Below are 13,452 nucleotides of genomic sequence, written 5' to 3'. Positions count from 1 at the left end.
GCGCATGGCTTTGATGGTGGAGATCCACTTCCCGCTGACCGCCGCCGACGACGAGTGGGTGGACGACGTCGGCGACTTCCTCATCGACCTGGAGGAGGAGCTCGGCATCGAGGAGGTCGAGGACGGCGAGGAGGCGGGCGACGAGTACATCTTCTTCATCGCGGGCGGCCGCGAGCGCACGCTGCTGCAGGCGGCGTCCCGGGTCGCGACCCGCGAAGGCGTGCCGGCCGGCGCCTTCGCGATGATCACCGACACCAACGCCCCGCGGGTCGGCATGGGACGCCGGGTGAGCCTCCCGGTGCGGTGACAGCCGAACGGCAGTTCGAAGAGTTCTACGCCGCCTCGTCGTCGCGGGTGCTGGGTCACCTGTTCGTGATGACCGGCAACCGGGCCGAGGCCGAGGACGCGGTGGCCGAGGCCTACGCGCGGGCGTGGCAGCGGTGGGCGGTGGTGTCACGGGCCGACAGCCCGGAGGCCTGGGTGCGCACCGTCGCGGCCCGCATCGCGATCAGCGGCTGGCGCAAGGCCGCCAACCGGCTGCTGGCTCATCGCCGGGAGGCGGCTGATCAGGTGCTCGACGGGTTGAGCCCGGATCACGTGGCTCTGATGCAGGCGTTGCGGACGCTGTCGCCGGTGCAGCGGCGCGACATCGTGCTGCACCATCTGGCCGGTCTGTCGGTGGCCGAGATCGCGCGGGAGACCGGGACGCCGGCCGGCACCGTCAAGGCCCGGCTGGCCCGGGGACGTCAAGCGCTCGCCGCCCTGCTGGGTGAGCATGACGAGAGGGGAGTGAACCGGTGAACCTGGACGACCGTCTGTCCTCCCTCGTGGCCGACAGCGCCGCGTCGCTGCGCCCGCGCGCGGTCGAGGCGGTGATCCGGCGCGGCCGCCAGCGTCGCTGGCGCCGGCGTGCCGCCGTGGCCGGTGCGCTGGCCGCTCTCGTGCTCGGCGGCGGGCTTCTCCTGCGGCCCGCGAACCCGGAGCCGCCGCCCGGGCAGCTGCCTCCGGCCGCTCCGGTGCCGGCCCAGCCGACCGGCCTGTTCGCCGGCGCGACCCCGGTCACCCTGGCCGTGACCGCACCCCCGGCGACGGTGATGGCCGGTTACGACGATGACGACCGGGTTCTCGTCTCCGGCGCCGAGGGCAAGGACCCGGAGCTGCGCAACCGCTGGCTGATCGTGCCCGACGGCGACGCCTTCGCCCTGCGCCTCGCGGTGAAGCGACCCGGCGGCTGGGTCTGCGCGAGCCGGGAGGACGGCGGCGCCCTGCGCGTCCGCGTGTGCCGGGCCGGTACGGCCGCCCAGCGGTTCGCCCTGACCACGACCGATGCCCTGACCTACGACCTGGCCTGGGCCGGATCGCCGGTGCGGATCGGCGACGAGGGCGCGCTCGTCACCGGAGGCACCGGCACCGCCCTCCGCTTCACCGTGACCCGGGCCTGAAAGTCGTTTGCAACCGGCACCGTCCCTCAGGCGTCTACTCCGGACCACACACTTCGGAGGAACCCCTTGAGACGACGGATCTGGGCCGCCGCCCTGGCCGGCCTGCTGGCCGTGGGCACGGTGGCGGTAACGGCCGAGCAGGCGACGGCCGCACCGCCGGCGGCCGGCCGGCAGGACTTCACGCTGATCACGGGGGACCGCGTCGTGCGGCGCGGCGACGTCGTCACCGTCACCCCAGGGCCCGGCCGTGACCGCGTGACCTTTGTGGAGCGCGGCAACGGCGGGCACCGGTACGTGTTCCCCGCCGACGCGCTCCCGCTGGTGCGGAATGGCCGGCTCGACCGCCGGCTGTTCGACCTCACCACCCTCGCCGCGTTCGGCTACACCGGGTCGCACGACCTGCCGCTCCTGATCGAAGGCACGGCCGCCGTCAAGGCCGCGAAGGTCACCGCGACCCTTCCGGACCTCGACATGGTCGCGGTGCGCGCGAACCGGGAGCAGCGCCACGATCTGTGGACCGGACTGACCGCGGGCGGCAAGGCCCTGCGGTCCGGCGTCGACCGCATCTGGCTGGACGGCAAACGGAAGCTCGACCTGGACCGCAGCGTGCCACAGATCGGCGCCCCGGCCGCGTGGCAGAAGGGCCTCGACGGCGCCGGCGTGACCGTCGCCGTGCTCGACAGCGGCGTCGACGCCACCCACCCCGACCTGGCCGGGAGGCTCAAGGAGGTGCGCAACTTCACCGACGCGCCCGACGCCGACGACACCCTCGGGCACGGCACCCACGTCGCCTCCACCATCGCCGGGACGGGCGCCGCCTCGGACGGGCGCTACCGCGGCGTGGCCCCCGGCACCCAGCTGCTGATCGGCAAGGTCTGCCCCGGCGAGGAGTGCCAGGACTCGGCCATCCTCGCGGGCATGGCCTGGGCCGCGGCCGCCGCCCCGGTGGTCAACATGAGCCTGGGCGGCGACGACGAGCCCGGCACCGACCCGATGGAAGCGGCCGTCGACGAACTGAGCGCCCGCTACCACACCCTCTTCGTCGTGGCCGCCGGCAACAACGGCCACGCGCCGGTGAGCTCGCCCGGCTCCGCCGCGGCCGCGCTGTCGGTCGGTGCGGTCGACCGGGACAACGCCATCGCCGACTTCTCCAACTGGGGCCCCGCGCTCGAGGGCGACCTGGTCAAGCCCGAGATCACCGCGCCCGGCGTGGACATCGTGGCGGCCAGGGCGGCGCACGCCACCATCGGTGACCCGGCCGGGAACCCGGCCTACACCAGCCTGTCCGGCACGTCGATGGCCACCCCGCACGTCGCGGGCGCGGCCGCCATCCTGGCCCAGCAGCATCCGGGCTGGACCGGGCAGCAGCTCAAGACCGCGCTGATGGCCTCGTCGGAGCCGACACCGGGCCTCGAGACGTACGCCCAGGGTGCCGGCCGGGTCGACGTGGCCCGCGCGATCACACAGTCGGTGGCCACCGCCACCGGCAGCGTCGACTTCGGCACCGTGCTCTTCCCGCACACGAACGACAAGCCGATCGCCCGTCCGGTGACCTTCCGCAACGACGGCACCGCGCCGGTGACGCTGCGACTGGCCGTCGACACCACCGCGCCGGCCGGCATGTTCACCGTCGACCGGCCCTCGCTGACCGTGGCGGCCGGCGCGACGGCCACGGCGGAGCTCACCGCCGACACCACAGTGGAGACCGGCCAGCAGTGGATCGGCGGCCGGATCGTCGCCACGGCCACCGGCGGCGCCCGGGTCGAGGTCCCGTTCGGGGTGCACCGCGAGGGCCCCGCCTACACGGTCACCCTGCGCCACACCGGGCACGACGGCGCCGCCCCGGTCACCCAGTTCACCGGATTCACCGACCTGGCCACCTTCGGGTACGCCGAGGCCACCGGCTCCACCATGCGGCTGCCCGCCGGGACGTACGGCCTGAGCAGCACCGCCGAGAGCGGTGACGGCGTCACCACCCTGCTCGTGCAGCCCCGCCTGGTCGTCGACCACGACCTCACGGTCGACCTCGACGCGCGCCGGGCCAAGCCGGTCGCGGTGTCGGTGCCGGACAAGAAGGCCACGCCCACCTTCACCGCGATCCGCGGCACCTGGCTCTCCCCGGAGGGGATCTTCAGCGACACCGCCATCAACGGCCCCGGCCCGGGCCTGTCCTTCGCCGAGATCGGCGACCACACGGCCGAACCGCTGTTCCACTCGGCCGTCACCACGACACTGACCTCGGCCGCCTCGTCGTTCCGGCTGCACTGGCCGCGCGACGGGCGCTTCCCGACCGGTGTCGTCAAGACGTACAACCGCAAGGATCTGGCCGCGATCGCGGGAACCTATGCCCGAGCGGCCGGCGGCGCACCCGGGATGGTGGGTTTCACGGCCCTGTCACGACGCGACGGCCAACTGATCGAGACGGGCTACAGCCCCGACACGCGGATCGCGATGCCGGCGTCCCGCACCGACTTCGTCAACACCGACAACGGCATCTCCTGGAGCGCGGGCTTCGGCGAATACGACGTGGAGAACGACTTCTACCTCGGCTTCGCCCAGCGTTCCCCGGCCCAGTACAAGCCGGGCCAGACGTACCACCTGGCCTGGAACAAGGCCGTGTTCGCGCCGTCGCCCGCCGCCGGTTCGGTCATCCGCGAGGGCGACAAAATCAACGTCGACCTGCCCACGTACGTCGACGCGTCCGGCGTGCGGGTCAACGGGATCACGGCCCGGCCCAGGACGGTCACGCTCTTCCGGAACGGCAAGCTGATCGGCACGATCGACGAGAACGCCGAACAGCCCCGCCAGTTCACCGTGCCCGCCGGAGCCGGCGAATACCGCATGACCGCGACGGCCAAGCGGACGGCGCCGTACGAGCTGTCGACGTCGGTGACGAGCACGTGGACCTTCCGATCCGGATCGACGGCCGAGGCGACACCCCTGCCCCTTCTGTCGGTGCGGATGTCGCCCGCGCTCAACCTGGACAACAGCGCACCGAGGGGCCGGCGGTACGGCGTACCCCTGAAGCTGACCTCCCCGGCCGGCGTCACGGCCCAGGTCTCTTACGACGACGGCCGGACCTGGAAGCCCACCACGGTGACCGGCCACGGCACGACCCAAACGGCGTGGGTCCGCCATCCGCTGTCCGCCGGCTTCGCCTCGCTGCGGGTCAGCGCCCGCACACCAGCCGGAAACACTGTCGAGCAGACCGTGATCCGCGCCTACCGAATCAGCTGACCAATGCACCCTGATGCCCGGCCGGGCATCGCACGGCGGTTCCGGGTCGTTCAGAAGTGGACGAGCTTCGATATCGTCGCGGTTTGGGCGTGACTGCCCGCGCGAGGAGGTCGAGGATGAGCAACCCGATCGATCCGTCCGATGGCACGCTGGCCGCCGTGGTGGCCGCGCTCGGCCGGGCTCAGGCTTCCTCCCCTGACGCTGAGGAGCCGGAGCCGCCCGTCGGCACGGGCGAATCCGCCGACGGGCGGCTCCGGGTGCGGGCGGTGTTGCCGGGCCGGATCGAGAACCTCGAGCTGGACCCCTCGGTGCTGCGGCTGAGCGGCGCGGAGCTGGCGCGCGAGATCGAGTCGGCCGTGAACGCCGCGCTGGCCGACCTGCAGGCCGGCGCCGCGGCCGCGGCCGGCCCGGCCGCCCTCGGCGCGCTCACCGACCAGCTCAAGGAGATCCAGTTCGACGCCGAGCGGCAGTTCGCCAAGCTGACCGCGTCGCTGGTCGAAGCGCAGGCGCAGCTCACCCGCCGGGCCGGTGAACGATGAGCGGTTTCATGATCGATCCGGCGCGGCTGTCGGCGTCCGGTTCGGCCCTGCAGAGCGTCGCCTCGCGGCTCTCCTCGGAGCTGGCGTCGTTCCGATCCGAGCTGGCCGGGTTCGGTGCGCCGTGGGGGAGTGACGACATCGGCTCGCTGATCGGCGCCGCCCATGACGAGGTGTCGTCCTGGGCCTTCGAGTGCTACCAGGACGCCCTGGACGAGATGGCCGCGGCCGGCGCCGACGTGGTGGACATCAGCGCGCGGCACGTGGAGGTGGACGAGAACGTCAGCCGCCGGTTCCGCGGCTTGCTCACCGAGATGGGTCACTGACCGGTGGGACTGGAGATCCCGGGCGAGCTCCGGTCCCTCCTCGGTGTTCTCGGCTTCACCTGGCCGGAGGCCGACGAGGCCGCGCTGGTCGAGATGGGCCGGGCGTGGATGTCGTTCTCCGACCGGCTGGAGGCGATCGTGTCGGACGCGACGTCGACCGCCAGCGAGGTGTGGACAGAGCACGAGGGCGAGGCCGTCGCCGCGTTCCAGGCCTGGTGGGCGCAGCAGGACAGTCCGGCCGAGGCGCTCCTGGACGGCGCGAACGCGGCCACGCTGACCGGCACCGGCCTGATGATCTGCGGCGGGATCGTGCTGGCCCTCAAGGTGGCGGTCATCGCCCAGCTCGCCATCCTGGCCGTACAGATCGCGCAGGCGGTGGCCACGGCGGTGCCGACGTTCGGCGCGAGCCTGCTCGAGATTCCGATCTTCCACCAGCTCACTCGGACCATCGTCGGGAACCTCGTGCAGGAAGCCATCGCACAGCTTCTGGACGCGTGACCGGATGGCCAGGGGTTCCGGCAAGCTCATGCGGGCCGCGCTGCGGTTCCTCCGCAAGACCCGCAAGCGCGCCCGCCCGGACCGGATGAATCCGCACTTCACCACCCACACCATCGGCGGCGGCCACGTGCGGCCGGGCCTGCCCAAAGGCTCCGGTTACCACTACCGCCCCGGCGGCGAGGACTTCCCCGGCCGTCGCCTGAAGCCCGGCTCGAGGGTCACCCACCGCAACGGCGTCTACGAGGCGGAGCCCGAGTTCTTCGATCCGACGCTGAATCCGCCGGACGGCGCATGGAAGCCGAAGGCCGGCAACGGCGGCTTCAGCACGTTCTTCCCCGACGACTGGACGCCGGCTCAGGTGGACAACGCGGTGGCCGGTGCCTTCAAGAGCTCGACGCAGGTGTCCGCGACCAAGTGGATAGGTACCTACAATGGCGTCACGATCGAAGGTTTCTACAACCAGTCCGGCGGCTTCACGCACGGCTGGCCCGTTACCTAAAGCACCGGAAGGCTCGCGGTGAGTGTTGTCAGTTTGCGGATCGATCCCACCTTCCGCCGTCCTGTCTATCAGGTCGACGATCAGCGGTACGACCTGCTGGGTGAGTGGCTGACCACCGACCTCGGGACCTTCTTCCTGGTCACTCTGGACGCGTTGGCGATGGCGGACGACGTGGCCCGGGGTGAGCCGCCGTTCGAGGAGTGGAGCAGCGAGAACTACGAGGTGTCGTTCACGCCGTCGGCTTTGGTGATCAGCAACCTGTGGGTGCCCGGCGCCGAGGGTGAGTTCCCGGCCGATGTGGCCCGGGCGTCGATCGAGGACTACTGGCGTTTCCTGGTCGCTCAGCCGGAGCGGGACGTCATCCGGGAGTACCGGCCCGACCTTCCGGAATGGGAGGCCAACGTGCTGCGGTGGGAGGAGAAGTGGGGGCGCACCCATCCCTACCGGGGGCGGCTCTTCTGATCCTCGACGTAAGCGTCGATCTCGGCCAGCACCGCGGCCTTTCCGGGACCGTCGAGGAACGAGTAGCGCACGGCCTGGCGGGCCAGCTCGGCTACGCCCTGTTCGTCGAGGTCGAGCAGGTCGGCGGCCACCTGATATTCGCGGTTGAGCGTTGTCGAGAACATCGGTGGGTCGTCGGAGTTGATGGTCACCGGCACGCCCGCGGCCACCAACTGGGGCAGTGGATGGTCGGCCAGTGACGGCACCGAGCGGGTGCACACGTTCGAGGTCGGGCACACCTCCAGCGCGATGTCGTGGTCACGCAGATAGGCCATCAGCTCGGGGTCACGGGCGGCGGCGATGCCGTGGCCCAGGCGTTCCGGGGCCAGGTGACGGACCGCGTCCCAGACCGTCTCGGGTCCGGTCGACTCGCCGGCGTGCGGGACGCTGTGCAGTCCGGCCGCGCGTGCCTTGGCGAAATGGTCGGCGTACCGGGAACGGGGGATGCCGGCCTCGGGGCCGCCCAGGCCGAAGCTGACCAGGCCGTCCGGGCGCTGCCCGAGCGCCACGTCCAGGGTGATGTCGGCGCCGGTCATCGTGGGCTCGCCGGGGATGTCGAAACACCAGCGCAGCTCGATGCCGTGGTCACGGGCGGCCCGGCGCCGGGCGTCCTCGATCGCTTCGCAGTACGCCTCGGCGGGGATGCCGCGGGTGACCGACGAGTACGGGGTCAGGGTCAGTTCGGCGTACCGCACCGATTGGGCGGCGAGGCCGGCGCCGATGTCGTAGGTGAGCGTGGCCACGTCCTCGGCGTCGCGGATCAGATCCACCACCGACAGGTAGACGTCGATGAAGTGCGCGAAGTCGGTGAACGTGAAGTAGTCGGCCAGCCGCCCCGGGTCGGCCGGCACCGCCGTGGTGCCGGCGTGCCGTTCGGCCAGGCGGGCCACCGTGTCGGGTGTCGCCGAGCCGACGTGATGGACGTGCAGTTCCACCTTGGGCAGACGGGCGATGAAGGCGGTCAGATCCGTTGACATGTGTCCTCCACGAGGGAGGCGCCCTTGGGATCGTCGTCCGGGCCGAGCGTGGCGGATGGTGATCCGTCGCAGCGCCTCTCGGCCCGTACCCGCACGCTACCAACTCATTGCCGGGCCGGACAGACCAGAAGCCCCGGTGTGGCCGGGATCTGTGCCTCCGGTGAGCAGTCGAACCGCTCGCTGATCAGCGCCCGCACGTCGGGAGCCGACTGCGGGAGACTGAACCAGGCGGTCTGCACGATCAGATAGCGGGCGTCGCTGCTCCCGGTCAGGCAGCGCAGGTTGTCGGCGTAGCTGGGCAGGTCGCGCAGCCGCGGTGCGACAGCCCCCCGTTGCAGCCACAACGGTGACGGGTATCGGCAGCTCGTCGGGTTGCCCATGCCGTAGTTCACGGTGCCGTACGTCAGGTAGAGCACCGGCGTGTCCCGCCCGAGCCGCCGGCCGAGCTCGACCAGCGGCGCACTGGTCGGCGGACCGTTGCGGACGTTGTAGTTGTAGGTGCTGAAGGTGTACGGATAACCCGGCAGTACGGCCGGCAGCAGCGCGAAGCAGAGCGCGACCACGCCGGCCGGCCAGGGAACGGAAACGGTGCCGCGGCCGCTGAGGAACCAGGCGGCAACGGCCAGGGCCACTGCGCCGATCTCGTACGCCCAGACCACCGGCCCGCCGTGCTCCAGCCGCCACGAGGCGGGCTGCCGCAGCAGCACGAGGCTGACGGCGGTGACGAGCACCGTGGCGGCGACCAGCGGCAGCCGGAACCCGGGACGAAGGGCGAAGGCGGCGCCCCAGACCCCGCCGGCGAGCACCACCGCGGCCGCGAAGTGGTAGTCGAAGAACTCGGCCTGCCCGTACGCCGGAGCCAGCGACAACGCGGCGGCAAGCACCGCCACCAGGGCGAAGATCCAGTGCCGGCGGCTGGCGAGCGCCGCCGCCGCGGCCGGCGCGAGCGCCAGGACCGGGCTGTGCACCGCCGCGTCACCGATCGCGACGCGCAGCAGGCGCAGGTCGTCGGCGTAGATGGCCTGCGGTTTGCCGTGCACGAGGGTCGCCAGGTCGCTCAGCCAGGTCCACTCCCAGGGCTGGAAGTGTCTGCTCACCAGATACCAGACCGCGACCCAGATCACTGTGGACAGTGCCGTCCAGGCGGCGCGGCGCCGGTCGAGCACGAAGATGACGAGCAGGGCGATCAGCGCGACCGGGAAGGTCGAGGCTTTCATGGCGACGACGAGCATGGCGGCCGGTCCGGCCAGCAGCGCCCCGAGCCATCGTCGCCGGGGTGCGCAGGCGGCGCCGACCGCCAGCACGGCCGCGAGCGCGGCGGCCCAGTCGGGCTCGAGGAAGTGCCAGGGCGGCGCGACGAGCAGGGCCAGGCCGGTGCCGCCGGCGATCCCGGCCGCCGCCGGCCGCCCGGCGACCCGCCGGACCCCCACGAACAACACGGCGAGAACGGCGAGGACCAGGACGTACGTCTCGATCCGGATCACCAGGCTCGTGACGCCCAGCGAGGAGTCCCCGGCGAGCGCGAGACGGCCCTCGTCGAGCCCGGCGATCAGCAGCTTATAGGCGAGCGGCCGCGACACGAAGATGTCCCAGAGACTGACACCGCCCCGGCCGGCCGTTTCGAGGCCGCCGAGGACGTATCGCACGTCACCGTTCAGGTCGGGCCGGCTGGCCAGAGCGACCGCGGCCAGCACCGCGAGCGCGGCCGTGATCAGACCGGCCGCCCGCGCTGTTCTCCCGTGCACCCCGTTCATCAGACCCTTCCGGTCGTGATGTTCGCAAGGTACAACGGGCGGTCACGGTGCGGCGTTCAGCAGGTCGAGCGCGCTGTGCTGGCAGCTGTGGTTGGTGCCCGCGAACGGCCCGGCCCAGTGTGAGCCGTACATGTCGATGCTGTCGCGGTCGTGAGCGTGGGCGCTGTCGGCGTTGCGGGTCAGATAGGTGTCGTAGGCCCCGCCGACGGCCGTGTTCAGCGCGCCCAGCCCCCGGATCGCCGCGCCCTTGAACGAGGCGCCGTCGCCGCCGCAGGTGTCGGGCTCGTTCGGCTCGCGCAGGATGCCGTTCGGGGACAGGTAGCCGCTGGTGGTCATCGCGTCACCGATGCGCCGGGCGGCGGCCAGCGCGGTCGCGTCGCCGGTCAGCCGATGGAGCTCGACCAGACCATTTATCAAAACCCCTTGGTTGTACGTCCATGTGGTGTCGCCGTTGTTCCGGCACGTCGCCAGATCGATGCCGTCGTTCACCAGGTTCGAGCCGTTGACCATGCCCGTGCTCTGGAACCACGACCATCCGGCCCGGGCGCGGTCGCGATAGGTGGTGTCGCCCGGGAGGCGCCGGCTGAGCATCGCGTTGAGCTGGATGTAAAGGCTGTTCTCGATGGCGTTCTTGTTCCGGCGGTCGGTCTTCCACCAGACGCCGCCGCCGCACGTGCCGTCCCAGTAGCTGTGCATCCAGTCGGCGTCGGCCCGGGCGGTGTTCAGATATCTGCTGTCGCCGGTGACGTCGTACGCGGCGATCCAGGCCAGACCCCACCAGCCCGTGTCGTCCAGGAACTCGTTGCGGAACTGTCCCTGCCGGGCGCCGACGTTCTTGTCGTAGGTGCTCGCGATGGCGTACTGATAGCTCCGCATGCCGCTGCGCTGCATGTTGGTGATCAGGGCGGTGAGCGCGTTGGCGCCGGTCCACCAGCCGTTGCCGTCGAACAGGCCGGTGCCGCGGTCGAACCGCATCATCAGCGCGGTGGCCGCGGCCGTGCGGCGGTCCCAGGCGTTCCAGGTGCTGCGGGCCCAGGGCGTACAGGTGATCTCGGGCCGATCGCCGGCCTTGCCGCAGGCGCGCAGCGCCCCGACGCCGTTGGTGTTCCAGTCGTCGACGTTGAACTGGCCCGTGCGCCAGCCGGTCGAGCCGGCCGGGATCGTCGTGACGCCGAGCCGGCCGTTGTCCGGCCACGAACGGCCGCCGTCGAACGAGCGGTCGATCCACACCTCGTCGCCGGCCTGCCCGCCGTCGACGGAGGCCCAGCCCATCGCGTTCGTGTCGTCGACGTGCAGCTTGAACGCGCGCCCGTAGAGGACGCTGGTCACGGCGACCCGGTCGCCGGCGGCCGACGCCGCGTCCCGGCCGTCGCAGTAGCGGTTGCACACCACCGTGGGGGCGGCGGACGCGGAGGTGACGGGGACCAGGGCGATCGACACGGCGGTCAGCGCCGCGGCGGTGAGTTTCGACGGCGTACGCACGAGGAGTCGTCCTCTCTCGCGGGGGATGAGGCGACGCTAACCCGGCATGACATCGATGTCAATCAATCTATAAAGAACGGCGGACGCCCGTGGGCGCCCGCCGTTGAGGTGAGGAAGGGTCAGGGCAGGTTGATCGGGCGCAGGACCCGGTCGATGCCGTGGGCGATCTGCTTGTTGCCCTTGTTGATGTCGAAGCGGACGACGCGCGGGTTGCGGTCGTTGCGGTCGGCGTCGATCAGCGCGATCCGCTTGTGCCAGCGGGGGCCGTAGACGTCGACCTTGATCGTCGAGCCGGCGGCCGTCTTCAGCTTGGCCCCGTCGGCCTTGAGGGCGGCCTTGCGGTTGATCGTCGCCCCCGGGACGACGTGGTAGAGCAGGACGGACTCGACCGTGTTGATGCCGAGGCCGGCGACGGCGGTGAAGGCCGCCTTCTCGCCGGGCAGGCGCTTGGTGTGCTGGATGTCGGCCACGAGCCGCCGGAAGGCCAGGTCGTTGGGGATGAACGCGGTGACCGCGGTCTTGCCGTCGGCCAGCACCTTGACCGGGCTGGCCGGTTTGGCCTTGAGCACCGCCAGCACGGCGGCGGTCAGGATGTCGTAGTCGTAGCCGTTGCGGTCGAAGCCGCTCTTGTCCGCGGTCAGCACCGCGGCCAGGGACTTGGTGCCTGAGGTCTTGGACGTGCCGTGCGCGCTGGCCGGAGCGGCGGTGAGGGCGGAGGCGACGATGGCCGCGGTCGCTACGGCGGCGGCTCGGGTGATCCTCATCTTCGTTCGTCCTTCCGGGTACGGGGTGGCTGCGGTGCCACCACCCCGTACTTCGCCCGGCGGTCGCCGGCTGGATGCACCTAACTCGTGAGAGTTCCGCGCAGCAGGCTCCGGCCCGAATGGGTGGCGTCGCCGTCGTGCGGCTCGTCGCTGACGTCGACCAGGCGGAACCGGTTCAGGTCGGTGCCCGGCGGCACGGCCAGCACCGCGTCCGGACTGTCGGAGAGGTTGCCGACGGCCACCATCTTGCCGGGGCTGTCCGGGTCGAGCAGCCACACCTCGTGGAAGCCGGTGGTCAGCGGCAGGTTGCGGACGTCGATGCGCAGCTCCCCGTCGGAGAGCACCTGCACGTCACCGCCGGCGTTCGGCGGCACCGTCTTCAGCGGCTCGAGCGTGGCCCGCGCCTCCACCTGCGCGGCCGGCGCACGGCCGGTGAGCCGGTCGACAGCGATCACGCCGGCCACCGCGAGGACCGCCGCGGCGGCCGCGGCCAGCACCGGCGTCAGCCAGCGGGGCCGGGTGCGGCGGGGCCGGGCTCGTGCCGTCTCGATGTCGGTCACCGGGGCCGCCGGGCGGGCGGGCTCGGGCGACCGGGCGATGCCGGCCTCGATGGCCTGCCAGACGTGCTCGGGCGGAGGGGGCAGATCGCGCAGATCCTGCCCGCCGGAGCCGAGCTCGGCCACGTGCCGCAGGGCCTGCATCTCGTGGCGGCAGACGTCGCACTGCGTCAGGTGATCGGCCTCGTTCAGTTCCTCGAGTTCCTCAGAGAGCGCGAGTAGGACCAGCCGATCGGGATCCAAATGTTGCACCGTCCACCTCCCAACGACGTCGCAGGTTGGCCATTCCCCGGCGGATATGGCTCTTGACCGTACCGAGCGGCAGTCCGGTGACCGCCGCTATCTGTGGATGAGTGAGATCGTCGAAGAACGCCAGTTCCAGTGTGCGCCGTTGTTCGGCCGGCAACCGGGAGAGCTCGTCGGCGACCACGAGGCGGTCGACCGTCTGCTCGGGTGTCGCCTCGAGGTCCGGCGGCGGTGCCTGCTGAGCCTGGACGACCTCGGCCGTCCGCTGCTCACGCGCCGCCGCCCGCAGCCGGTCGACGGCCTTGCGGCGGGCGATGCCGAGCAGCCAGCCGAGCATGCTCCCGCGCTGGGGATCGAAGCTGTCGCGGCCGGTCCAGGCCGCCACGAATGTCATCTGGGTGACGTCCTCGGCGTCGGCCCGGTTGCCCAGCAGCCGCTGCGCCAGATAAAGCACGGCGGAGCCATGCCGGTCGTACGCCGTACGAAGCGCCGTCTCGTCGCCGTCGCGTAACCGCTCGGCGAGCTCGTCGTCGGAGCTCATCGACCTCCTTCCTCCGATAAGGGTTCACCTGTCTGTTCGCTCGGCGGGCCCGCCGCGGTTGCACCCAATTTTTTCGGCGGTCCCGCATCCAC

Annotated in this window: 15 protein-coding genes and 1 riboswitch; of the genes, 9 read left to right on the top strand and 6 right to left on the bottom strand. The window is 71.6% G+C overall.

Annotated features, from left to right (window positions below):
• Positions 1-4 precede the first annotated feature (4 nt).
• The 9 genes from ACQP2X_RS35290 to ACQP2X_RS35250 all read left to right on the top strand — a co-directional run bounded on the left by ACQP2X_RS35290 (position 5) and on the right by ACQP2X_RS35250 (position 7,000).
• Positions 5-307 carry a hypothetical protein gene (locus ACQP2X_RS35290; RefSeq protein ID WP_498689355.1) on the top strand — a complete coding sequence of 101 codons (303 nt, stop codon included), beginning with the start codon at positions 5-7 and terminating at the stop codon, positions 305-307.
• The gene (locus ACQP2X_RS35285; protein WP_498689354.1) at positions 304-801 is read left to right on the top strand and encodes a sigma-70 family RNA polymerase sigma factor; all 498 of its coding nucleotides are present in this window, start codon (positions 304-306) and stop codon (positions 799-801) included. The genes ACQP2X_RS35290 and ACQP2X_RS35285 overlap by 4 nt, the downstream gene beginning before the upstream one ends.
• On the top strand, positions 798-1,442 hold the full coding sequence (locus ACQP2X_RS35280) for a hypothetical protein (protein WP_498689352.1): 645 nt from the start codon (positions 798-800) through the stop codon (positions 1,440-1,442). Before ACQP2X_RS35285 ends, ACQP2X_RS35280 begins: the two co-directional genes overlap by 4 nt.
• A 66-nt stretch (positions 1,443-1,508) precedes the next feature.
• On the top strand, positions 1,509-4,679 hold the full coding sequence (locus ACQP2X_RS35275) for a S8 family serine peptidase (RefSeq protein WP_498689351.1): 3,171 nt from the start codon (positions 1,509-1,511) through the stop codon (positions 4,677-4,679).
• 116 nt (positions 4,680-4,795) lie between these two features.
• On the top strand, positions 4,796-5,218 hold the full coding sequence (locus ACQP2X_RS35270) for a YbaB/EbfC family nucleoid-associated protein (protein WP_498689349.1): 423 nt from the start codon (positions 4,796-4,798) through the stop codon (positions 5,216-5,218).
• An 8-nt stretch (positions 5,219-5,226) separates the two neighbouring features.
• Positions 5,227-5,541, top strand: a complete 315-nt coding sequence (locus ACQP2X_RS35265; protein WP_498689347.1) for a hypothetical protein — start codon at positions 5,227-5,229, stop codon at positions 5,539-5,541.
• Between the two features lie 3 nt (positions 5,542-5,544).
• The gene (locus ACQP2X_RS35260; RefSeq protein WP_498689346.1) at positions 5,545-6,039 is read left to right on the top strand and encodes a WXG100-like domain-containing protein; all 495 of its coding nucleotides are present in this window, start codon (positions 5,545-5,547) and stop codon (positions 6,037-6,039) included.
• A 28-nt stretch (positions 6,040-6,067) separates the two neighbouring features.
• Positions 6,068-6,538 carry an EndoU domain-containing protein gene (locus ACQP2X_RS35255; protein WP_498689344.1) on the top strand — a complete coding sequence of 157 codons (471 nt, stop codon included), beginning with the start codon at positions 6,068-6,070 and terminating at the stop codon, positions 6,536-6,538.
• Between the two features lie 18 nt (positions 6,539-6,556).
• Entirely contained in the window at positions 6,557-7,000 is a 444-nt protein-coding gene (locus ACQP2X_RS35250; RefSeq protein WP_498689342.1) for a hypothetical protein, read from the top strand.
• Here ACQP2X_RS35250 and ACQP2X_RS35245 read toward each other — a convergent pair.
• The 6 genes from ACQP2X_RS35245 to ACQP2X_RS35220 all read right to left on the bottom strand — a co-directional run bounded on the left by ACQP2X_RS35245 (position 6,979) and on the right by ACQP2X_RS35220 (position 13,360).
• The gene (locus ACQP2X_RS35245) at positions 6,979-8,016 is read right to left on the bottom strand and encodes an adenosine deaminase (RefSeq protein ID WP_498689340.1); all 1,038 of its coding nucleotides are present in this window, start codon (positions 8,014-8,016) and stop codon (positions 6,979-6,981) included. The two genes, ACQP2X_RS35250 and ACQP2X_RS35245, sit on opposite strands and share 22 nt — an antisense overlap.
• 9 nt (positions 8,017-8,025) lie before the next feature.
• A riboswitch (S-adenosyl-L-homocysteine riboswitch) is annotated at positions 8,026-8,102 on the bottom strand.
• Positions 8,103-8,120: 18 nt separating this feature from the next.
• The gene (locus tag ACQP2X_RS35240; protein WP_498689338.1) at positions 8,121-9,770 is read right to left on the bottom strand and encodes a hypothetical protein; all 1,650 of its coding nucleotides are present in this window, start codon (positions 9,768-9,770) and stop codon (positions 8,121-8,123) included.
• A 42-nt stretch (positions 9,771-9,812) separates the two neighbouring features.
• Positions 9,813-11,252, bottom strand: a complete 1,440-nt coding sequence (locus ACQP2X_RS35235) for a glycoside hydrolase family 76 protein (RefSeq protein WP_498689337.1) — start codon at positions 11,250-11,252, stop codon at positions 9,813-9,815.
• Between the two features lie 119 nt (positions 11,253-11,371).
• A complete protein-coding gene (locus ACQP2X_RS35230; RefSeq protein WP_498689335.1) occupies positions 11,372-12,016 on the bottom strand; it encodes a fasciclin domain-containing protein in 645 nt (214 codons plus the stop codon).
• A gap of 80 nt (positions 12,017-12,096) precedes the next feature.
• Positions 12,097-12,825 (bottom strand): anti-sigma factor, encoded by a 729-nt coding sequence (locus ACQP2X_RS35225; RefSeq protein ID WP_498689333.1) that lies wholly within the window; start codon positions 12,823-12,825, stop codon positions 12,097-12,099.
• Positions 12,779-13,360 carry an RNA polymerase sigma factor gene (locus ACQP2X_RS35220; RefSeq protein ID WP_498689332.1) on the bottom strand — a complete coding sequence of 194 codons (582 nt, stop codon included), beginning with the start codon at positions 13,358-13,360 and terminating at the stop codon, positions 12,779-12,781. The genes ACQP2X_RS35225 and ACQP2X_RS35220 overlap by 47 nt, the downstream gene beginning before the upstream one ends.
• Positions 13,361-13,452 lie beyond the last annotated feature (92 nt).

The sequence above is a fragment of the Actinoplanes sp. CA-131856 genome, assembly GCF_050956135.1.
Classification (GTDB): Bacteria; Actinomycetota; Actinomycetes; order Mycobacteriales; family Micromonosporaceae; genus Actinoplanes.
The sequence above is the reverse complement of the archived record's forward strand: the minus strand, read 5'-3'. Positions and strand labels throughout refer to the sequence as shown.